21 protein-coding genes are annotated in these 19,987 nt (G+C 61.9%); 10 read left to right on the top strand and 11 right to left on the bottom strand.

Going from position 1 to position 19,987, the window contains the following annotated elements; all coding sequences use genetic code 11:
- Window positions 1-7: 7 nt before the first annotated feature.
- The 3 genes from dsbA to MOQ67_RS01710 form a co-directional block, all read right to left on the bottom strand.
- Window positions 8-643, bottom strand: a complete 636-nt coding sequence (gene dsbA, locus MOQ67_RS01720; RefSeq protein WP_017849030.1) for a thiol:disulfide interchange protein DsbA — start codon at window positions 641-643, stop codon at window positions 8-10.
- Window positions 644-810: 167 nt separating this feature from the next.
- On the bottom strand, window positions 811-1,416 hold the full coding sequence (locus MOQ67_RS01715) for a c-type cytochrome (protein WP_017849029.1): 606 nt from the start codon (window positions 1,414-1,416) through the stop codon (window positions 811-813).
- A 37-nt stretch (window positions 1,417-1,453) separates the two neighbouring features.
- Entirely contained in the window at window positions 1,454-1,753 is a 300-nt protein-coding gene (locus MOQ67_RS01710) for a c-type cytochrome (RefSeq protein WP_017849028.1), read from the bottom strand.
- Window positions 1,754-1,945: 192 nt separating this feature from the next.
- Here MOQ67_RS01710 and yihA point away from each other — a divergent pair, with 192 nt between their 5' ends.
- A complete protein-coding gene (gene yihA / locus MOQ67_RS01705; RefSeq protein WP_017849027.1) occupies window positions 1,946-2,587 on the top strand; it encodes a ribosome biogenesis GTP-binding protein YihA/YsxC in 642 nt (213 codons plus the stop codon).
- 269 nt (window positions 2,588-2,856) lie between these two features.
- Here the strand turns inward: yihA and polA are convergent, their stop codons facing one another.
- Window positions 2,857-5,631, bottom strand: coding sequence for a DNA polymerase I (gene polA / locus MOQ67_RS01700; RefSeq protein ID WP_448675809.1), 2,775 nt, complete (start codon window positions 5,629-5,631; stop codon window positions 2,857-2,859).
- A 74-nt stretch (window positions 5,632-5,705) separates the two neighbouring features.
- Here polA and MOQ67_RS01695 point away from each other — a divergent pair, with 74 nt between their 5' ends.
- Together MOQ67_RS01695 and MOQ67_RS01690 are read left to right on the top strand one after the other, a co-directional pair.
- Window positions 5,706-5,996: a DUF2782 domain-containing protein gene (locus MOQ67_RS01695; protein WP_017849025.1), complete on the top strand. Its 291-nt coding sequence runs from the start codon at window positions 5,706-5,708 to the stop codon at window positions 5,994-5,996.
- A gap of 56 nt (window positions 5,997-6,052) precedes the next feature.
- Window positions 6,053-7,006 carry a homoserine kinase gene (locus tag MOQ67_RS01690; protein WP_198717364.1) on the top strand — a complete coding sequence of 318 codons (954 nt, stop codon included), beginning with the start codon at window positions 6,053-6,055 and terminating at the stop codon, window positions 7,004-7,006.
- A gap of 51 nt (window positions 7,007-7,057) precedes the next feature.
- On the opposite strand, the gene MOQ67_RS01685 is transcribed toward MOQ67_RS01690, so the two are convergent.
- Entirely contained in the window at window positions 7,058-7,987 is a 930-nt protein-coding gene (locus MOQ67_RS01685; RefSeq protein WP_017849023.1) for a zinc ABC transporter substrate-binding protein, read from the bottom strand.
- A gap of 58 nt (window positions 7,988-8,045) precedes the next feature.
- Here MOQ67_RS01685 and zur point away from each other — a divergent pair, with 58 nt between their 5' ends.
- Genes zur through MOQ67_RS01665 form a run of 4 tightly spaced genes read left to right on the top strand, consistent with a single transcriptional unit; the run spans window position 8,046 to window position 10,851 of the window.
- On the top strand, window positions 8,046-8,528 hold the full coding sequence (gene zur / locus MOQ67_RS01680; RefSeq protein ID WP_026140288.1) for a zinc uptake transcriptional repressor Zur: 483 nt from the start codon (window positions 8,046-8,048) through the stop codon (window positions 8,526-8,528).
- The gene (gene znuC / locus MOQ67_RS01675; protein WP_017849021.1) at window positions 8,528-9,313 is read left to right on the top strand and encodes a zinc ABC transporter ATP-binding protein ZnuC; all 786 of its coding nucleotides are present in this window, start codon (window positions 8,528-8,530) and stop codon (window positions 9,311-9,313) included. The genes zur and znuC overlap by 1 nt, the downstream gene beginning before the upstream one ends.
- Complete coding sequence (gene znuB, locus MOQ67_RS01670; protein ID WP_079442557.1) at window positions 9,306-10,094, top strand: zinc ABC transporter permease subunit ZnuB; 789 nt, start codon at window positions 9,306-9,308, stop codon at window positions 10,092-10,094. The genes znuC and znuB overlap by 8 nt, the downstream gene beginning before the upstream one ends.
- A gap of 37 nt (window positions 10,095-10,131) precedes the next feature.
- Window positions 10,132-10,851 carry a PA5502 family lipoprotein gene (locus MOQ67_RS01665; RefSeq protein ID WP_193058982.1) on the top strand — a complete coding sequence of 240 codons (720 nt, stop codon included), beginning with the start codon at window positions 10,132-10,134 and terminating at the stop codon, window positions 10,849-10,851.
- Window positions 10,852-10,968: 117 nt separating this feature from the next.
- On the opposite strand, the gene katE is transcribed toward MOQ67_RS01665, so the two are convergent.
- Window positions 10,969-13,131: a catalase HPII gene (gene katE / locus MOQ67_RS01660; protein WP_269816430.1), complete on the bottom strand. Its 2,163-nt coding sequence runs from the start codon at window positions 13,129-13,131 to the stop codon at window positions 10,969-10,971.
- Window positions 13,132-13,375: 244 nt separating this feature from the next.
- Here katE and MOQ67_RS01655 point away from each other — a divergent pair, with 244 nt between their 5' ends.
- From MOQ67_RS01655 to MOQ67_RS01645, 3 genes are read left to right on the top strand one after another with little or no spacing between them, the layout of a single operon-like run.
- A complete protein-coding gene (locus MOQ67_RS01655; protein ID WP_017849017.1) occupies window positions 13,376-14,383 on the top strand; it encodes a methionine ABC transporter ATP-binding protein in 1,008 nt (335 codons plus the stop codon).
- Window positions 14,383-15,057: a methionine ABC transporter permease gene (locus MOQ67_RS01650; RefSeq protein WP_017849016.1), complete on the top strand. Its 675-nt coding sequence runs from the start codon at window positions 14,383-14,385 to the stop codon at window positions 15,055-15,057. The genes MOQ67_RS01655 and MOQ67_RS01650 overlap by 1 nt, the downstream gene beginning before the upstream one ends.
- A gap of 51 nt (window positions 15,058-15,108) precedes the next feature.
- Window positions 15,109-15,879: a MetQ/NlpA family ABC transporter substrate-binding protein gene (locus MOQ67_RS01645; RefSeq protein ID WP_017849015.1), complete on the top strand. Its 771-nt coding sequence runs from the start codon at window positions 15,109-15,111 to the stop codon at window positions 15,877-15,879.
- A gap of 144 nt (window positions 15,880-16,023) precedes the next feature.
- Here MOQ67_RS01645 and MOQ67_RS01640 read toward each other — a convergent pair whose 3' ends face one another.
- Genes MOQ67_RS01640 through MOQ67_RS01620 form a run of 5 tightly spaced genes read right to left on the bottom strand, consistent with a single transcriptional unit; the run spans window position 16,024 to window position 19,956 of the window.
- Entirely contained in the window at window positions 16,024-16,659 is a 636-nt protein-coding gene (locus tag MOQ67_RS01640) for an SCO family protein (protein ID WP_017849014.1), read from the bottom strand.
- Window positions 16,656-17,555 carry a heme o synthase gene (gene cyoE / locus MOQ67_RS01635; RefSeq protein ID WP_046381540.1) on the bottom strand — a complete coding sequence of 300 codons (900 nt, stop codon included), beginning with the start codon at window positions 17,553-17,555 and terminating at the stop codon, window positions 16,656-16,658. The genes MOQ67_RS01640 and cyoE overlap by 4 nt, the downstream gene beginning before the upstream one ends.
- Complete coding sequence (locus MOQ67_RS01630; RefSeq protein ID WP_448675808.1) at window positions 17,543-18,622, bottom strand: COX15/CtaA family protein; 1,080 nt, start codon at window positions 18,620-18,622, stop codon at window positions 17,543-17,545. The genes cyoE and MOQ67_RS01630 overlap by 13 nt, the downstream gene beginning before the upstream one ends.
- Before the next feature lie 10 nt (window positions 18,623-18,632).
- The gene (locus MOQ67_RS01625; protein WP_026140286.1) at window positions 18,633-19,226 is read right to left on the bottom strand and encodes a hypothetical protein; all 594 of its coding nucleotides are present in this window, start codon (window positions 19,224-19,226) and stop codon (window positions 18,633-18,635) included.
- A complete protein-coding gene (locus MOQ67_RS01620; protein ID WP_046484377.1) occupies window positions 19,192-19,956 on the bottom strand; it encodes an SURF1 family protein in 765 nt (254 codons plus the stop codon). Before MOQ67_RS01620 ends, MOQ67_RS01625 begins: the two co-directional genes overlap by 35 nt.
- Between the last annotated feature and the right edge of the window lie 31 nt (window positions 19,957-19,987).

Below are 19,987 nucleotides of genomic sequence, written 5' to 3'. Positions count from 1 at the left end.
AGGCCCCTTACTTGGCGGCGCGTTCTTTGGCGATCAACTGGTCGGCCACATTGAGGGTCGCTTCAGGACCGCCGGTGGTGCCCAGGTCGAAACGGTACTTGCCGTTGACGATCATGGTCGGAACGCCTTGCACGCCATAAGCCACGGCGAGTTTCTTGGCGGCTTCGATCTGGCCCTTGATGGCGAAGGAATTGAAGGTGGCCAGGAACTTGTCCTTGTCGACACCTTGGGTCGCGACGAAGTCAGCCATGTCCTCAGGCTTGGTCAGGCGCTTGCCTTGTTTCTGGATCGCCTCGAAGACAGCGTTGTGAACCTTGTGCTCGACACCCATGGCTTCCAGGGTCAGGAACAGTTGGCCGTGGGCATCCCATGGGCCGCCGAACATGGCAGGGATGCGTTTGAAGTTCACGTCCTTGGGCAGTTTCTCAACCCATGGGTTGATGGTTGGCTCGAAGGCGTAGCAATGCGGGCAGCCGTACCAGAACAGCTCCACCACTTCGATCTTGCCCGGCACCGAAACCGGCACGGGGTTGGCCAATTCCACGTAGGTTTTACCGGCTTCAAGCGGCACGTCGGCGGCTTGTGCGGTCATGCCGAAGAGGCTGGCGGTGACGAGAGCGGCGCTGAGGATCAGATTACGCATGCTTTACTCCTGGACAAATAAAGTCGCCTCACGCGACCTTTGTTGTGACAGGTCTGCGCGGGCATGAGTTCGTTAGTGTAACGGCACCGGCCACAAAAAAGGGCGGCCTAGGCCACCCTTTTTATGCTTGCATCAACGGATTAATCGAGCGTTAACGCAGCCCTCGATCAGTGCAGCCCCTGAATGTATTGGGAAACCGCTTCGATGTCCTTGTTGCTCAGCTTGGCGGCAATGCTCTGCATGATTTTGGTATCGCCGTCGTTGGTGCGATTGCCTTCACGGAAGTCCGTCAGTTGCTTGGCGACGTACTGCGCATGCTGGCCACCCACATGCGGGAAGCCCGCAGCGGCGTTGCCCACGCCGTTAGGCGAGTGGCAACCGATGCAGGAAGGCATGCCTTTGTCGAGGTTGCCGCCACGGAACAGTTCTTCGCCACGGGCCACTTGCTTCGGATCAGCAGCTCCCACACTGCCTTTCTGGCTGGAAAAATAGGCCGCGATATCGGCCAGGTCCTGATCGCTGAGGTTGGTCAGCAAGCCGGTCATTTCCAGGACCGTGCGCTTGCCGTCCTTGATGTCGTGCATCTGCTTGGTCAGGTAACGCTCACCCTGGCCGGCCAGTTTAGGGAAGTTCGGCGCCGGGCTATTACCATCCGGTCCATGGCAAGCACCACACACGGCGGCTTTCGCCTGACCCGCAGCAGCGTCGCCTGCAGCATGGGCAACACCGGTGATGCCCAAGGTCAACAGCAGACTCACGATCAGTTTGTTCATCAGCTAATCCAACTACGGCTAAGGGTTTAAGAGTTATCTAACCGGGTTTACTCACCATCCACTCAATGATGGCCTGGTAATCCTCGGTACTGCAGTCCATGCACAAACCACGCGGCGGCATTGCCTTGAAACCCTGGGTCACGTGTTGCACCAGCGTGTCCATGCCTTGCGCCAGTCTGGGCGCCCAGGCTGCCTGGTCACCCCGCTTCGGGGCGTTCGGCAGTTGGCCGGCATGGCAAGCCACGCAAACTCGGTTGTACACCGCTTCCGGTTCCTGTGTAGCCTGAGCGCCGTAAAGCGGCATCAAGACACCGACAGCAAGCAACCATCTGGTCATACATCGACCTTTTCAGGGTTTGGGAGCGTTTTGCGTTCTAATGCGCAATAAAGGTCTATCACTCCCGTGAACTTCATCCTTCGCTGGGACAAAGCACACACAAAATCTGCGGCATTATATACTGGCGCTACTGAAACGGAAACGACACCGCTTGCCGCACCCTTTTTCGGCACCGCCCACATCGGAAATCTCATGCAACTCAAGAACCCCATCCTCGGCCTGTGCCAACAGTCCACGTTCATGCTCAGCGCCGCCAAAGTGGACCAATGCCCCGATGACGAGGGCTTTGAAGTCGCCTTTGCCGGCCGTTCCAACGCGGGCAAATCCAGCGCCCTGAACACCTTGACCCATGCCAGCCTGGCGCGCACCTCGAAAACCCCGGGCCGCACGCAGCTGCTCAACTTCTTCAAGCTAGACGATGATCGGCGTCTGGTCGACCTTCCGGGCTACGGTTATGCAAAAGTACCTATCCCGCTGAAGCTGCACTGGCAGCGTCACCTCGAGGCTTACCTGGGTGGCCGGGAGAGTTTGAAGGGTTTGATCCTGATGATGGACATCCGTCATCCAATGACCGACTTCGACCTGCTGATGCTCGACTGGGCAGTCGCCAGCGGCATGCCGATGCATATCCTGCTGACCAAAGCCGACAAACTGACCTATGGCGCCGCCAAGAACACGCTGTTGAAGGTGCAGGCGGAAATCCGCAAAGGTTGGGGTGACACCATCACCATCCAGCTGTTCTCGGCGCCAAAGCGCCTGGGCCTGGAAGAAGCCTACACCGTGCTGGCCGACTGGATGGAATTGGCCGACAAGGGCGCAGAAACCGCGGAGTGACTTTTGCGCAGGCAAAAAAAACCCCGGACTTCGTATGGGGAGGGGAAGTTCGGGGTTCAAGCTCCGGACCGCTAGGGCGGGGTCCAGATATCTGCCAACACTTAACACAACATAGGAGCATTGAAGGGCTTCACCACCCATTCAGTAACTCTGAGTGGCATTTCATGAGTTAAGTTCCGGCAGGTACAAAAAACTATTTGCAATAAGCGACGGCGTTTTCGGGTCTAAAGCGTTCTGCCACCACCCTCGGCGGCGGCAGAACCGCGCTATCAGTGCGCTTCGTCCCAGTTATCACCCACGCCCACTTCCACCAGCAGCGGCACATCCAGCGTCGCCGCGTGGCTCATGTGCTGGCGGATCTCGTCACGCACTTGATCGACCAGATCCTCGCGAACCTCCAGCACCAGTTCATCGTGTACCTGCAGGATGACTTTGGCATCCAGGCCCGACGCGGTCAGCCAGTTATCCACCGCCACCATGGCTTTCTTGATGATATCCGCCGCCGTGCCCTGCATCGGCGCGTTGATCGCCGTGCGCTCGGCGCCTTTGCGCAGCGCCGGGTTCTTCGCGTTGATGTCCGGCAGGTACAGGCGGCGACCGAAGATCGTCTCGACATAACCCTGCTCGGCCGCCTGGGCGCGGGTGCGCTCCATATAGGCCAGCACGCCCGGATAGCGGGCGAAATAACGGTCGATATAGGCCTGGGACTGTTTACGATCGACACCGATCTGCTTGGCCAGGCCAAACGCGCTCATGCCGTAGATCAGGCCGAAGTTGATCGCCTTGGCGCTGCGACGCTGATCGGTGGTGACCGCGCCCAGCTCCACGCCAAATACTTCGGCGGCGGTGGCCTTGTGTACGTCCAGGTCATTGCGGAAGGCGTGCAGCAAGCCTTCGTCCTTGGCCAGGTGCGCCATGATCCGCAGCTCGATCTGCGAGTAGTCCGCCGCCAGCAGCTTGTAGCCTTTTGGCGCGACGAACGCCTGACGAATCCGCCGGCCTTCAGCGGTGCGGATCGGAATGTTCTGCAGGTTCGGATCACTCGACGACAAACGCCCGGTGGCCGCCACCGCCTGGTGATACGACGTGTGGATGCGCCCGGTGCGCGGGTTGATCTGCTCAGGCAAGCGGTCGGTGTAGGTGCTTTTCAGCTTGCTCATGGAGCGGTACTGCATCAGCACCTTGGGCAGCGGGAAATCCTGCTCGGCCAGTTCGGCAAGCACCGCTTCGGCGGTCGACGCCTGGCCCTTGGCGGTCTTGTTGAGAACCGGGTGGCCGAGTTTTTCGTAGAGGATCGCGCCCAATTGCTTGGGCGAGCCGAGGTTGAATTCCTCACCGGCGATGGCAAATGCCTCACGCTCCAGTTCGACCATCTTCTCGCCCAGCTCAACACTCTGCACGCCGAGCAACTTGGCATCCACCAGTGCGCCCTGGCGCTCGATACGCGCCAGTACCGGCACCAGCGGCATCTCGATATCGGTCAGCACGCTGACCAGGCTGGGGATCGCCTGGAGTTTTTCGAACAAGGTCTGGTGCAGGCGCAGGGTGACGTCGGCATCTTCAGCCGCGTAAGGGCCGGCCTGTTCGAGGGAGATCTGGTCAAAGGTCAGCTGTTTGGCGCCTTTACCCGCAATATCCTGGAAGCTCACCGTGGTGTGACCCAGGTATTTCTGAGCCAGGCTGTCCATGTCATGCCGCGTGGCGGTGGAGTCGAGGACGTAGGATTCGAGCATGGTGTCGTAGGCAATGCCCTGCACCGTGATGCCACAATTCTGATCGCCACCGATGGCACAGTTGGCGAGGATATTCATATCGAACTTGGCGTGCTGGCCCACCTTGAGCTTGCTCGGGTCTTCGAGGATCGGCTTGAGCGCGCGCAGCACCGTGTCGCGGTCCAGCTGCTCCGGCACGCCCATGTAGGAATGGGTCAGCGGGATGTAGGCCGCTTCGTAGGGCTGCACCGCGAACGACAACCCAACCAACTGCGCTTGCTGTGCATCGATGCCGGTGGTCTCGGTATCGAAGGCGAACAGCTTGGCCTCGCCGAGCTTCTTCAGCCACACATCGAAACGCGCCTGATCGAGGATAGTTTCGTACTTGAGCTCGGTGCTGACGACCGGCGCATTCTCGGCGACCGGAGCCGCCACCTCCAAGCCGGTGCGCTTGGCGTCGCGCTGCACTTCCTCGAACCAGCTTTTGAACTCCAGGAGGGTGTACAGCTCCAGGAGTTTTTCGCGATCCGGCTCGATCAGGTGCAGATCATCCAGGCCCACGTCCAGCGGCACGTCGATCTTGATCGTCGCCAGTTGATAGGAGAGGAAGGCCATGTCCTTATGCTCTTGCAGCTTGGCCGGCAGGGTCTTGGCCCCACGGATAGGCAGGCTCGGCACAATATCCAGATTTTCATACAGCTCTTTCAGGCCGCCATTGACGCCCACCAGCAAGCCGGAAGCGGTCTTCGGACCAATGCCCGGAACGCCTGGAATGTTGTCGGACGAATCGCCCATCAACGCCAGATAGTCGATAATCTGCTCCGGAGCGACGCCAAATTTCTCCTTTACGCCCTCCACATCCATGGCGCTACCGGTCATGGTGTTGACCAGGGTAATGTGCCCGTCCACCAACTGCGCCATGTCTTTGTCGCCGGTCGAGATCACCACCGGGCGGTCCGCGGCTGCGCTGCTGCGGGCCAGGGTGCCGATCACGTCATCGGCTTCGACGCCTTCGACGCACAACAGCGGGAAACCCAGGGCGATCACGCTCTGGTGCAGGGGCTCGATCTGCAGGCGCATGTCGTCGGGCATGCTTGGGCGGTTGGCCTTGTATTCAGCGTACATTTCGTCGCGAAAGGTCCCACCCTTGGCGTCGAACACGACCGCGAACGGGCTGTCCGGGTACTGCTTGCGCAGGCTCTTGAGCATGTTCAACACGCCCTTGACCGCACCGGTCGGCAGGCCTTTGGAAGTGGTCAGCGGTGGCAGCGCGTGGAAGGCGCGGTACAGATATGAAGAACCGTCCACCAGGACGAGGGGGGCTTGGCTCATGAGCAGGATCAACCTTTTCGGCGGGTCAGGCGCTAGAATAGCCGGACCACAGACAACAAAGGGACAAGGTTATCATGCGCTCATTCAATCGCCTGCTGTTGACCGGCTTGTTTGCATTCGCTCCGATGGTTGCCATGGCGGCCGACAGTGCGCCTTCGGGTGATCCGGAAGTTACCATTCGCACAGAGGGCGACAGAACCATTCAGGAGTACCGTCAAAACGGTTTCCTGTACGCAATCAAGATAACGAAGAAAGGTTTCCCACCGTATTTCCTGGTGCGCGCGGACGGAACCGATGCGAATTTCATCCGCTCTGACCAACCGGATATGCTGATCCCGTCATGGAAGATCTTCGAATGGAAATGATTTCTTAACTTCAATTGGCGCCGCACACCGCGGCGCCCGTACTGGCAGTTTTAACCATGTCTGTGTTCACCCCCCTGGCTCGGCCCGAGCTGGAAACCTTTCTTGCCCCTTACGGGCTCGGCCGCCTGCTTGATTTCCAGGGGATCGCCGCGGGTAGCGAAAACACCAATTTCTTCATCAGCCTGGAACAGGGTGAGTTCGTCCTGACCCTGGTCGAGCGCGGCCCGGTGCAGGAAATGCCGTTCTTCATCGAACTGCTCGACGTGCTCCACGACGCCGACTTGCCGGTGCCTTACGCCCTGCGCACCACCGACGGCGTGGCCCTGCGCGAATTGGCCGGCAAACCGGCGCTGCTGCAACCGCGCCTGGCCGGCAAGCACATCAAGGACGCCAATGCCCAGCACTGCGCCCAGGTCGGCGACCTGCTTGGCCATCTGCACCTGGCGACCCAGGGCGACAAGGTGCTGGAGCGCAAGACCGATCGCGGGCTGGAGTGGATGCTCAGCGAAGGCGCGCAGTTGATTTCGCACCTGGACGCAGCGCCGCAACGCCTGCTGCGCGACGCACTGGATGAGATCGAGGCCCACAAGGCGCAGATCCTCGCCCTGCCGCGCGCGAATATTCACGCAGATCTGTTTCGCGACAACGCGATGTTCGAAGGCACGCACCTGACGGGCTTGATCGACTTTTACAACGCCTGCTCGGGCCCGATGCTGTACGACGTGGCGATCGCCCTGAATGACTGGTGCTCGGACGCCGACGGCGTACTCGACGGCCAGCGCGCCCGCGCACTGCTCGGGGCTTATGCGGGGTTGCGCCCGTTTACCGCGAAAGAAGCCGAGTTGTGGCCGACGATGTTGCGCGTGGCGTGCGTGCGGTTCTGGTTGTCACGCCTGATCGCGGCGGAGTCGTTTGCCGGGCAGGATGTGTTGATTCATGACCCGGCGGAGTTCGAGCATCGGCTGGCGCAGCGCCAGCAGGTCGCGATCCAGCTGCCGTTCGCGCTCTAAAATGCGGGAGGGAGCTTCTTGCTCCCTCCTACAGACGTTATGCCTGGGCTTTCAGAGCGACTCCAGGCAGCCCGCCAAGTCATTGCCCAGCTTGTCCAGCACCTGTTCGTAACCTTGAGCGGAAGCCGGGGTGTACCCGCCCAACGCATCCAGCTCCGCCAATTTCACCGGCAAACCGGCCACCAGCGTTTCCGCCAGGCGCGGACGCAGCGGCGGCTCACTGAACACGCAGGTCTTGCCGACTTCCTGCAAACGTGTACGCATCGCCGCCACATGCTGGGCACCGGGCTGCACTTCGGCGGCCACGCTGAACACACCGGCGTGCTTGAGGCCGTAGGCCTCTTCGAAATAATCAAAGGCTTCATGGAACACAAAGTAAGGCTTGTCGTGAATGCCGGCCATCCGCGCTTTCAAGCGCGCGTCCAACGCATCCAGTCGGCTCACGAACGCCTTCACGTTGAGCTGGTAGCGCTCGGCATTGGCCGGATCCGCGGCGCTGAGGTCGGCGCCCATGCGTGCGGCAATCACCCGGGCGTTGAGCGTCGACAACCACAGATGTGCATCCAAAGTGCCTGGGCGATGATCGTGGTCATGTTCGTCGGCATCGTCGGCGTGGGAATGGCTATCTTCGGCGAAACGGCGGAGTTTCATGCCCGGAAGATCCTGCACGGCCACCGTCGGCAGGCTGCGCCCCTTGAGGACGCGGGGCAGGAAGCCTTCCATGTCCGGGCCGATCCAATACAGCAGGTCTACCGACTGCACGCGCCGCACGTCGGATGGGCGCAACGCATAGTTATGCGGCGAGGCCCCCGGCGGCAACAACACCTCGGGAACCGCCACGCCGTCCTGCACAGCCGCGGCAATCAACTGCAGCGGCTTGATGCTGGTCAGCACCTTGACCTCCGCCTGAGCGGCACCCGCGGTGAGCAAACTGGCGACAAATACGACAAAAACGGGAAAAAGTCGGGACACGATGACCACTCAATGGCGTAGGAACGGGTAACATAATAACGTCTCTATCAAATATCTGTCGCCGCTCATGCCTATAACACCGCTTGCCAGCCGTCCCCACGACCACTCTCACTGCGTGCATACCGCGCTGTCGGAGGCCGACACCCTCTGCGCACGGCAGGGTCTGCGCCTGACCGCCCTGCGTCGGCGCGTGCTGGAACTGGTCTGGCAGAGCCACAAGCCGCTGGGCGCCTACGACATCCTCGGCGTGCTCAGCGAGCAGGACGGTCGCCGCGCCGCGCCGCCCACGGTGTACCGCGCGCTGGATTTCCTGCTGGACAACGGCCTGGTACACCGCATCGCGTCACTCAACGCCTTCGTCGGCTGCAACCACCCGGAACACGCGCACCAGGGGCAGTTCCTGATCTGTCGCAAGTGCCACGCCGCCATTGAGCTTGAGCAAAGCAGCATCAGCGACGCCATCATCCAGAGCGCCGCCGACGTCGGCTTCAAGGTGGAAGGGCAAACCGTCGAAGTCGTCGGGCTCTGCGCCGGTTGCCAGGGGGCTTGATGAGCAACGCGTTAATCCGCCTGGAGCAGGTCGGGGTCACGTTCGCTGGGCAAAACGTGCTGGATAACATCGCGCTGAGCGTCGAACCGGGGCAGATCGTCACGCTGATCGGCCCCAATGGCGCCGGCAAGACCACCCTGGTGCGCGCCGTACTCGGCCTGCTCAAGCCCGACACCGGCAGTGTGTGGCGCAAGCCCAAGCTGCGTGTCGGTTATATGCCGCAAAAACTCTTCGTGGACCCGACGCTGCCCTTGTCGGTGCTGCGCTTCCTGCGCCTGGTGCCGGGCGTGGACCGCGCCCGCGCGCAAGCCGCGCTCAAGGAGGTCGGTGCCGAACAGGTCATCGACAGCCCGGTGCAAAGCATCTCCGGCGGTGAAATGCAGCGCGTGTTACTGGCCCGCGCCCTGTTGCGCGAGCCGGAACTGCTGGTGCTCGACGAACCGGTGCAGGGCGTCGACGTCGCCGGCCAGGCCGAGTTGTACAGCTTGATCACCCGCCTGCGCGACCGCCTTGGCTGCGGCGTGCTGATGGTCTCCCACGACCTGCACCTGGTGATGAGCACCACCGACCAAGTGGTGTGCCTCAACCGCCACGTGTGCTGCTCCGGCCATCCGGAACAAGTCAGCGGCGACCCGGCGTTCGTCGAGCTGTTCGGCAAGAACGCGCAGAGCCTGGCGATTTATCACCACCATCACGACCACGCCCATGACCTGCATGGCGCCGTGGTCGACGATCCCGCCACACCCCACACTCACGTTCATGGAGATAGCTGCAAGCATGGCTGATTTTCTGCTCTACGCCCTGCTGGCAGGCTTGGCTCTGGCGCTGGTGGCGGGCCCGCTGGGCTCGTTCGTGGTCTGGCGGCGCATGGCCTATTTCGGCGACACCTTGTCCCACGCCGCATTGCTGGGCGTGGCCCTGGGCTTTCTGCTGGATGTGAGCCCGACCATCGCCGTGACCGTTGGCTGCCTGCTGCTGGCGGTGCTGCTGGTGACCCTGCAACAGCGCCAGCCGCTGGCCTCCGACACGTTGCTGGGCATCCTGGCGCCCAGCACCCTGTCCCTGGGCCTGGTGGTGCTGAGCTTCATGCATGAAGTACGCATCGACCTGATGGCTTACCTGTTCGGCGACCTGCTGGCGATCAGCCCCACGGACCTTGCGTGGATTCTCGGCGGCAGCGCAGCCGTGCTGGTGCTGCTGGTGACGCTGTGGCGCCCGCTGCTGGCAATCACCGTGCATGAAGAACTGGCCACGGTGGAAGGCTTGCCCGTGCCCGCGCTGCGCATGACCTTGATGTTGTTGATCGCCGTGGTGATCGCTGTCGCGATGAAGATTGTCGGCGTATTGTTGATTACGTCACTGCTGATCATTCCCGCAGCCGCCGCCCAGCGCCACGCCCGCTCGCCGGAACAGATGGCGATCGGCGCCAGCGTACTGGGGATGCTGGCAGTGTGTGGGGGCCTGGCGCTGTCCTGGTTCAAGGACACGCCGGCAGGGCCGTCGATTGTGGTCACGGCGGCCGCCCTGTTTCTGCTGAGTTTTGTCCTGCCCCGTCGAGGGGTGTAGACTTGCTCGCTTTTTGCGCAAATAGAGAGTCGCAGGAATGAAGCCGTTCACCTCCCGTTATCTGCTCCTTGCCGCATTTTCCCTGCTGCTGGGCGCTTGTCAAAGTACCCCGCCCGCCGCCCCCGAGGCCCCGGACGCACGCGCTGTCGCCATCGCGCAACTGGAGCAAAACCTGGCCAGCAGCGAGCTGGCCACCGCCGAAGACCAACTGGCCGCGCTGCAAGCCCAGTCGCCCAACGATCCGGCGCTCGAGGCTTACCAGCGTCAACTGGCCGAAGCCTACCTGCAACGCAGTCAGATCGTGTTGCAAAAAGGTGATGTCAACGCCGCCGCTACCGCCCTCAGCCGCGCCCGCGCATTGATGCCCAAGGCTCCGGCGCTGACCGGTGGCGTCAACAGCGCCATCACCCATGCACGCAAAGCCGAGCTGGACAAAGCCGAGGCCGCCCTCAAGGCCGCCGAAACCAAGCCCGCCGCCAAGGTCATCGACCCGGCCGCGCAGAGCACCACCGTGGCGCTGAACCTCACAGACATCGAAGAGCTGCGCCATCAGCTGGATGCCATCGCCACCGACGTGGTGAATTACCAGTGCGATGTGACCATCCAGGCACCGCGCACCCAGGATTACCCGTGGCTGGCGACCTTGCTGAGCAAACGGGTCAAGCGCATTGATTCGGGCTACGACCTGACGATTCACCGGCAGATCCTGAAGACTATTCCGGCGCAGGTTGTGCTGATTCCGCGCAAGGCGGAATAAAGCCATCGGGGGCAAGTCGAATCGTCGCACCGCCCCTCCCACACTTTGAACGGTGAATACATTCAAAGTGTGGGAGGGGGCTTGCCCCCGATGGCGATCTAACCACCAGCAGATGACTTAAGCCGGAACCGCCTTGGCCTTCGGCTCACGCTCCCAGACCCGATGCTGGGCAATCGCTTTAAAGAACGCCTTGAACGCCTTGGCATCCGCCCCCACGATCAACCCCGCATCCGCCTCGAGCTTGAGCAGATCGAGCAAGGGCTGCGCGTCACTGGCCACGGCAATCGCCTTCAGGTGCTTGTAGGCCTCCAGCAGGTAGTGCAACGCCACGCCGTCCCCACTCAACGCCTTGATCGACGCCTTACCGCCGGGCACGAACACCGCATCAAACGCAATCGAGGGCAGGCCTGCCATCGACGCATCCACCGCCAGATGCTTGCCATCGGCCGTGGTGACCGGCGCCGAGGTCGGCCCGAGCAACTTGGCGTGTGCGCCCTCGGCTTGCAGCGCTTTTTTCAATGCGGCAATTGCCGCGCCGTCGACACCATCGGCCGCCAGAATCGCCACTTTGCGCGTTTTGATATCGCCCGACAGCAGGTTCACCTGGCTCAACGCCGGCGACGCTTTCACCGACGCCTTGCGCGGCGGCACCGTGCCTTTGGTCGGTGCGGGCAGACCCAGGTTCTGTGCAACGCGCCTGGCCAGTTCCAGGTCGATGTTGGCCAGAATCTCATTGACCTGACGGGCACGGATAACCTCGCGCTCCACCTTGCCCAACTCAAAACTGTAGGCCGCAATGATGTGCTCTTTCTCATGGTGGCTCATGCTGTTAAAAAACAGCGTGGCCTGGGAGAAGTGATCGCCAAACGACTCACTGCGCTCGCGCACCTTGTTGGCATCGACGCGCTCGTAATAGGTTTCGAAACCACCCTCCTGAGCCGCGGGCGGCGTTTCTTTCGGCCAACCGCCATCGATCGAGTTCGGCTCATACGCAGCCCGGCCCTTATCGATCACAGTGCGATGCTGGGCATCCCGCTGACCATTATGGAAAGGTACTACAGGCCGATTGATCGGCAGCTCATGAAAGTTCGGCCCACCGAGTCGGCTGATCTGGGTATCCGTGTAGGAAAACAGGCGGCCTTGCAGCAGCGGGTCGTTGGTGAAGTCGATACCCGGCACGATATGGCCAGGGCAAAAGGCGACTTGCTCGACTTCGGCAAAGAAGTTGTCGGGGTTGCGGTTAAGCACCATCTTGCCCAGCGGCGTAATCGGCACCAACTCTTCGGGGATGATCTTGGTCGGATCGAGCAGGTCGAAGTCGAACTTATGCTCGTCTTCTTGCGCAACGATCTGTACACCCAACTCCCACTCAGGGTAGTCACCGCCCTCAATCGCCTCCCACAGGTCGCGACGGTGGTAATCGGTATCTTTACCGGCAAGCTTTTGCGCTTCGTCCCACACCAGGGAACAGGTGCCGACTGTTGGATGCCAGTGGAATTTCACGAAGCTCGATTTACCTTCGGTATTGATCAAGCGAAAGGTGTGAATACCGAACCCCTGCATGGCACGCAGGCTTTTCGGAATAGCCCGGTCAGACATGGCCCAGATCACCATGTGCGCCGATTCCGGCTGCAGCGAGACAAAATCCCAGAACGTATCGTGGGCCGAGCCTCCGGTAGGCATTTCATTGTGCGGCTCAGGCTTTACCGCATGCACAAAGTCAGGAAACTTGATCGCATCCTGAATGAAAAATACCGGCATGTTGTTGCCCACCAGGTCGAAGTTGCCTTCCTCGGTGAAGAACTTCACGGCAAAACCGCGCACGTCGCGCACCGTATCGCCCGAACCACGCGGGCCCTGCACGGTGGAAAAACGCACGAATACCGGGGTTTTATGCTCGGGGTTACGCAGGAAACCGGCCTTGCTCAGCGCCGAATGGTTCTCATAGGTCTGAAAATAGCCATGCGCGCCCGTACCGCGCGCATGCACGATGCGCTCCGGGATACGTTCATGGTCAAAATGCGTGATTTTTTCACGCATGATGAAGTCTTCCAGCAGCGAGGGGCCGCGGGCACCGACTTTCAAGGTGTTCTGGTTATCGGAAATCTTCACGCCTTGGTTGGTACGCAGCGCCTGGCCGGTCGCGTCGCTACGGAATGCCTCCAGGGCCTGCAGCTTGGCGTTGGTGTTGCCACGGTCCAGGGTATCGGTGCCCGCCAGTTCACTCTTCGGCGGGATGGCTGGCTTGTTGGTACTCATCAGACAAAACTCCTTATTCAAAGTGGCCAGAGCGGTCCCCGGCTCGTTTGAGCAAAACCCCAGGCACGGCACCCGGGAAATCGAGTTGCTGAAGTAGTGACTGACACGAATTTGCACCGTTCCTTTTTTATGACCTTTGATCGCGTTATTGCCAAATCGCTGGTTGAATGCGAAATAAATGCTAAGAACCGCTATACGGACAGGCTAAAATGCGCGCCCGGCTAACCGCTGATCCCTTTTCCATGCGCCCCACAAGGTTCGCTACGTGATCGAGTTTCATAACGTCCATAAAACCTACCGCGTCGCCGGTAAGGAAATCCCCGCGCTTCACCCCACCAACCTGCGCGTCGAGAACGGCCAGGTGTTTGGTCTGATTGGCCACTCCGGTGCGGGAAAAAGTACCTTGTTGCGCCTGATCAATCGCCTCGAGCAACCCAGCGGCGGGCAGATCAACGTCGATGGCGAAGAAGTCACGGCCCTGGATGCCAACGGCCTGCGCCGTTTCCGCCAGCAGGTCGGGATGATTTTCCAGCACTTCAACCTGCTGGCCTCCAAGACCGTCGCCGACAACGTGGCGCTGCCGCTGACACTGGCCGGCGAATTGTCGCGCAAGGCCATCGACCAGCGCGTCGCCGAACTGCTGGCGCGCGTCGGCCTGTCGGACCACGCCAAGAAGTACCCGGCGCAACTGTCCGGCGGCCAGAAGCAGCGCGTCGGCATTGCCCGCGCCCTGGCAACCAAGCCGAAAATCCTGCTGTGCGACGAAGCCACCAGCGCCCTTGACCCGCAGACCACCGCCTCGGTGTTGCAACTGCTGGCCGAGATCAACCGCGAGTTGAAGCTCACCATCGTACTGATCACCCACGAAATGGACGTGATCCGCCGCGTATGCGACCAGGTGGCCGTGATGGATGCCGGCGTGATCGTCGAGCAAGGCTCGGTGGCCGACGTGTTCCTGCACCCCAAGCACCCGACCACCAAGCGCTTTGTCCAGGAAGCCGATCAGGTCGACGAAAGCGAGCAGCGCGATGACTTCGCCCATGTACCGGGCCGCATCGTGCGCCTGACGTTCCAGGGCGAAGCGACCTACGCACCGCTGCTGGGTAACATCGCCCGCGAAACGGGTGTGGACTACAGCATCCTCGCCGGGCGCATCGACCGCATCAAAGACATCCCCTACGGGCAACTGACCCTCGCCATCACCGGCGGTGACATGGAAGCGGCCTTTGCCCGCTTCACCGCCGCCGACGTCCACATGGAGGTGCTGCGCTAATGGAAGTCCTGATGAGTTTCTTCGCCAATATCGACTGGTCCGAAATCTGGCTCGCCACCGGCGACACCATGACCATGCTGTTCGGTTCGCTGTTCTTCACCGTGCTGCTCGGCTTGCCCTTGGGCGTGCTGCTGTTTCTGTGCAGCCCGCGCCAGTTGTTCGAGCAAAAAGGCCTGTACGCGTTGCTGTCGCTGAGCGTGAACATCCTGCGCTCGCTGCCGTTCATCATCCTGTTGATCGTGATGATCCCGTTCACCGTGCTGATCACCGGCACCTCGCTGGGCGTGGCCGGTGCGATTCCGCCGCTGGTCGTGGGCGCAACGCCGTTCTTTGCGCGCCTGGTGGAAACCGCGCTGCGTGAAGTGGACCGCGGCATCATCGAAGCCACCCAGTCCATGGGGGCCAGCACGCGCCAGATCATCACCCATGCTTTATTGCCTGAAGCCCGCCCCGGCATTTTCGCGGCGATTACGGTGACGGCGATTACACTGGTGTCCTACACCGCCATGGCCGGCGTCGTCGGTGCCGGCGGCCTGGGCGACCTGGCCATCCGTTTCGGCTACCAGCGCTTCCAGACCGATGTGATGGTCGTCACGGTGGTGCTGTTGTTGATCCTGGTGCAAATTCTGCAAACCGTCGGCGACAAGCTGGTGGTGCATTTTTCTCGAAAATAACGGCTATTGCCGGCTAAACGCCGATAAATGCCCGAACAAGGAGCTTGCTGGATGAAAAAACTACTGGTTGCTTTCGCCGCCGTCGCCGCGTTTTCGGCCCACGCCGAGACCATCACGGTTGCCGCCTCGCCGGTGCCCCACGCGGAAATCCTCGAATTCGTGAAGCCGGCACTCGCCAAAGAGGGCGTGGACTTGCAGGTCAAAGTCTTCACCGACTACGTGCAGCCCAACGTACAAGTGGCCGAAAAGCGCCTGGACGCCAACTTCTTCCAGCACCAGCCGTACCTGGATGAGTTCAACAAAGCCAAGGGCACGCACCTGGTGAGCGTCGGCGCGGTTCACCTCGAGCCCCTGGGCGCTTACTCCAGCAAGTACAAGACCCTGGCCGACCTGCCTGACGGCGCCAACGTCGTGATCCCGAACGACGCCACCAACGGCGGCCGCGCGCTGTTGCTGCTGGCCAAGCACAACCTGATCACCCTGAAGGACCCGACCAACATCCTGTCGACCATCAAGGACATCACCGCCAACCCGAAAAAACTCAAGTTCCGCGAACTGGAAGCCGCCACGTTGCCGCGCGTGCTGACCCAGGTCGACCTGGCGCTGATCAACACCAACTACGCGCTGGAAGCCAAACTGGACCCGTCCAAGGACGCTCTGGTCATCGAAGGCAGCGACTCGCCTTACGTGAACATCTTGGTGACCCGCGAAGACAACAAAGACTCGGACGCCGTGAAGAAGCTGGTCGCAGCCCTGCACACGCCTGAAGTGAAGAAGTTCATCGAAGAGAAGTACAAAGGCGCGATCAAGCCAGCGTTCTGATCCGACTCGCTCCCCAACACACCGCAGATCAAACAATGTGGGAGGGGGCTTGCCCCCGATAGCGGCAGTTCAGTCGATGCATACGTTGACTGACCCACCGCCATCGGGAGCAAGCCCCCTCCCACCTGTGTTTTGTGTTGCCTGTTATTTGCGCTGCAACAGCCCTGGCAACTGCGCCACCAGCTTCTGGTTGTTCAGCGGCGCACGAATGAACCCACGCTGGGTGCCATCCGGACCGATCAGCGCGAGGTTGCCGCTGTGGTCGACCGTGTAGTTCGGCTTGGTCGTGTCCGCCGGAATGAACGGGATGCTCACCGCGTTCGACACCTTCTGCACATCGTCCACATTCGCGCCGGTCAGGCCTTCGAATTGCGGGTCGAAATAGCCCAGGTATTGCTTGAGCTGAGTCGGCGTGTCGCGGTTCGGGTCGACGCTGACCAGGATCACCTGCAACTTATCCACAGCCTCTTTGGGCAACTCGCTCTTGATCTGGCGCAGTTGGGCGAGGGTGGTGGGGCAGATGTCCGGGCAGAAGGTGTAGCCGAAGAACAGCAGGCTCCACTTGCCCTTCAACTCGTTGACCAGTACCGGCTGGCCGTCCTGGTTGGTCATGGTCACCGGCGGCAATTGGCGGCTTTGCGGCAGCAGGATGATGCCGGCATCGATCAAGGCGGTCGGGTCGCCCTGGCCCTTGCCCGAGAGCACCTTGTTGACGGTCAGGCCCATGATCAACGCGACAATGGCCACCAGAATGAAGACAGTTTTTTGAGTTCGGGTCATAGGTTCAACAATAAGTAGTGGTCTACGAGCAGGGCGATAAACAGGAGGAACAGGTACCAGATAGAGTACTTGAACGTGTTGATCGCCGCGTGCGGCTGAGCGCCACGGTACAGCACCCAGGCCCATTGCAGAAAGCGTGCGCCCAACACCAGCGCAGATCCGAGGTACAGCAGGCCGCTCATATGGATGACGTAGGGCATCAGGCTCACCGCCAGCAGGACGCAGGTGTAGAGCAGGATATGCACCTTGGTGTAGTGCTCGCCATGGGTGACCGGCAGCATCGGAATATCGGCCTTGGCGTATTCCTCCTTGCGGTGAATGGCCAGGGCCCAGAAGTGCGGCGGGGTCCAGGCGAAGATGATCAGCACCAGCAGCAGCGGCTCGGCGCTGACATGCCCGGTGACCGCAACCCAGCCCAACAGCGGCGGCGCCGCGCCAGCCAGGCCACCGATGACGATGTTCTGCGGCGTCGCGCGCTTGAGAAAGCCGGTGTAGATCACCGCATAACCGAGCAACGAGGCCAGCGTCAGCCAGGCCGCCAGCGGGTTGGTGAACGCCAGCAGCAGCGCCAACCCGGCAACAGCCAGAAACAAAGCAAAGGCCAGCGCCGCCCCGGGCGACACACGCCCCTGGGCGATCGGGCGCTTTTGCGTGCGCGCCATCAGCGTATCGATGCGCCGATCGACGACATGGTTGACCACCGCCGCGCCACCGGCACACAGGGCGATCCCCAGGTTGCCGAAGATCAGCACCGCCCACGGCACCCCGGCGCGGGTGGCGAGGAACATGCCCACCAGCGAGGTGATGAGCATCAGCACCACCACTTTCGGCTTGGTCAGCTCCAGGTAGTCACGCCAGATCGCCTGGCCGTGACGCGCGCCGATCAAGGTCGCCATGGCATCTCTCCTTTGAGGGTGATAAGGCCCGATACGTGTTTACGCGGGCTGAAGCGCCAGCCGAACGGCATCTGGCGGCGCACCCGGACCAGGCTGGTACGGGCGTGGTAATTGACCAGTACCAGGGTCAGCAACAAGGCTGCGCCACCGGCGTTGTGATCGACCGCCACCGGCAGCGGCAGGTGGAAATACACGTTGCTCAGGCCCAGGCCGATCTGTGCCGCCAGGGCGATCAGCAGCAGGCCCGCGAGCCGGGTCATGCCCACCGCGCGCAGCTGCCAGGCCAGGCCCAGCAATACCAGGGTGACCAGCAGCGCGCCGATGCGGTGGGTCAGGTGAATGGCCGTGCGCGCGTCGCTGTCGAGCTGGCCGCCGAGGTAATTGGGGCCGATGTGCTGGGTCAGGTGGAAGCCATTGGCAAAGTCCGCCGCCGGCCACCACTGGCCGTGGCAGGTGGGCAAATCGATACAGGCCACCGCCGCGTAGTTGGAACTCACCCAGCCGCCCAGTGCGATCTGGCCGATCACCAGCACCAGGCCGGCGGTGGCCCAATATTGCAGGCGCTTGGGCACGATCAGCGCGGGCAGCACGCCGGACAGGCGCAGGGTCAGCAGAAACAACAGGCTCAAGGTCGCAAAGCCGCCCAACAGATGCCCGGTCACCACTTGCGGCCAGAGCTTGAGCGTCACCGTCCACATGCCGAACGCCGCCTGGGCGAACACCACCACCAACAGGAACAGCGGCAACTTCACCGGCTGGCCGGGGTCGCGCCGATGCCGCCACGAGCGCGCCGCCAGCAGCACGATCAGCAGGCCCAGGGTGCCGGCAAAGTAACGATGGACCATCTCGCTCCAGCCTTTGTCGGCCTCCACCGGCGTGTCCGGGAAATGCAACTCGGCATGGGCCAACTGGGCGTCGCTTTGCGGCACGCTGATAAAGCCGTAGCAGCCCGGCCAATCCGGGCAACCCAGGCCGGCGTGGGTCAGGCGCGTATAGGCGCCGAGCAATACGACAATCAGCGCCAGCAAGGTGGCAAACAGCGCGAGGCGAAATCCAGGTTTGGCCATGACGATGCCCTTATCCGATGTTCGACAGTTTCAGCAGGTGGCGCAGGTCGTTTAGCAAGTCCTTGCCCTTGACCGTCGTGTCGTAGCGCAGCACCAGGTTGCCGTGGGGATCGACGATCCACAGTTGCGCCTCGCCCGGCGCGGCGGCGGCTTTGCCGAAGGTCGTCAAGTCCAGCGGGTAGCGTTGCAATTGCGGGTATTCGGCCTTGAGCCTGGCCTCGTAATCGGCGCCGACCGGCTGCGCACTGGCCAGGGCATGACTGGCCCGGGACGCATCGCGACCAAGGCCGATCTGCAGCTGCCGCGCCAGGTACACCAGTTGCCGACACTCGGCGGCGCAGGCGCTGGGCGCCGTGACGAGCAACTGCCAGCGCTGTTCGTCCGCCTGCACGCCGATATCGGCGCGGGTCTGGCCGTTGCCGATCAGTTCGCCGTGGTAACTGCGACTGTCCGGCACCCAGAACTGCAGTTTGTACATAAAGGTGGCGAGCGCCATCGGGCCGATCACCATCAGCAGGATCAGGATCAGCTGCCAGCGGCCTTTGCGCCGGTCGGGCGTCGCTGGCGCATCAGACATGTTGAGTGGATTCATGGCCGCTCCCATGGTGCTTCTCCTTTGCGTTGTGCCATCCGAGGTAGAGGTAAAGGCTCAGCAGCGCCAACGTCATGGCGAACCATTGCACCGCATAGGCCAGGTGTTTTTCCGGGCCCATGGCAACGATGGGCCAGGTGGTGTCGTAGGTGCCGGGGCCGGCTTCGGCGCGCAGTTCGTAGGCAAAACCGCTGCGCCCCAGCTCGGCCCACAGCGTGGCCGGATGCAGCGCGGTGAGCAGGCGCGGCCAGTGCGTGGTCGCCGGGTCGGCGTGCAACTGGAAGGTTTCGCCGGGCGCGACATACACCCAGGCGTCAAGATTCACCGGCTGTTCCGGCGTGCTGAAGACGGGCGGCGCGCGCCGATCTGGCCAGGGCAACCAGCCGCGATTGAGCAGCAGCCACAAGCCGCTGGCCTGGTCGTGAAACGGTTGCAGCAGCTCGACGCCGGCCTTGCCATTACGCATGCGGTTGTCGAGCAACACACTGTGCTCGCCGTCGAATTGACCGCGCAGATGCACGCGACGGAAGGCCGGATCAGCCATGCTGTCGAGTTGCGCACTGCCCACCGGCTCAGCGGCGCGGCGCTCGGCATAGCTGTCCACCATCAGCTGTTTTTCATGGCCGCGCGACAGTTGCCAGAACCCCAGGCCCACCATCAGCGGCAGCAACACGAGCACCACCAACGTCGGCGCGATACCGGGGCGAAAGCGCTGGATGGCACTGGCTATACTGGATTTCATCGCCCCTCCCCTATAAGCCCTGGAGCCAGAC

The sequence above is a fragment of the Pseudomonas sp. LY-1 genome (genome assembly GCF_053502595.1).
Note: the sequence above shows the minus strand (reverse complement) of the source record. Positions and strands in the feature narration are given on the sequence as shown.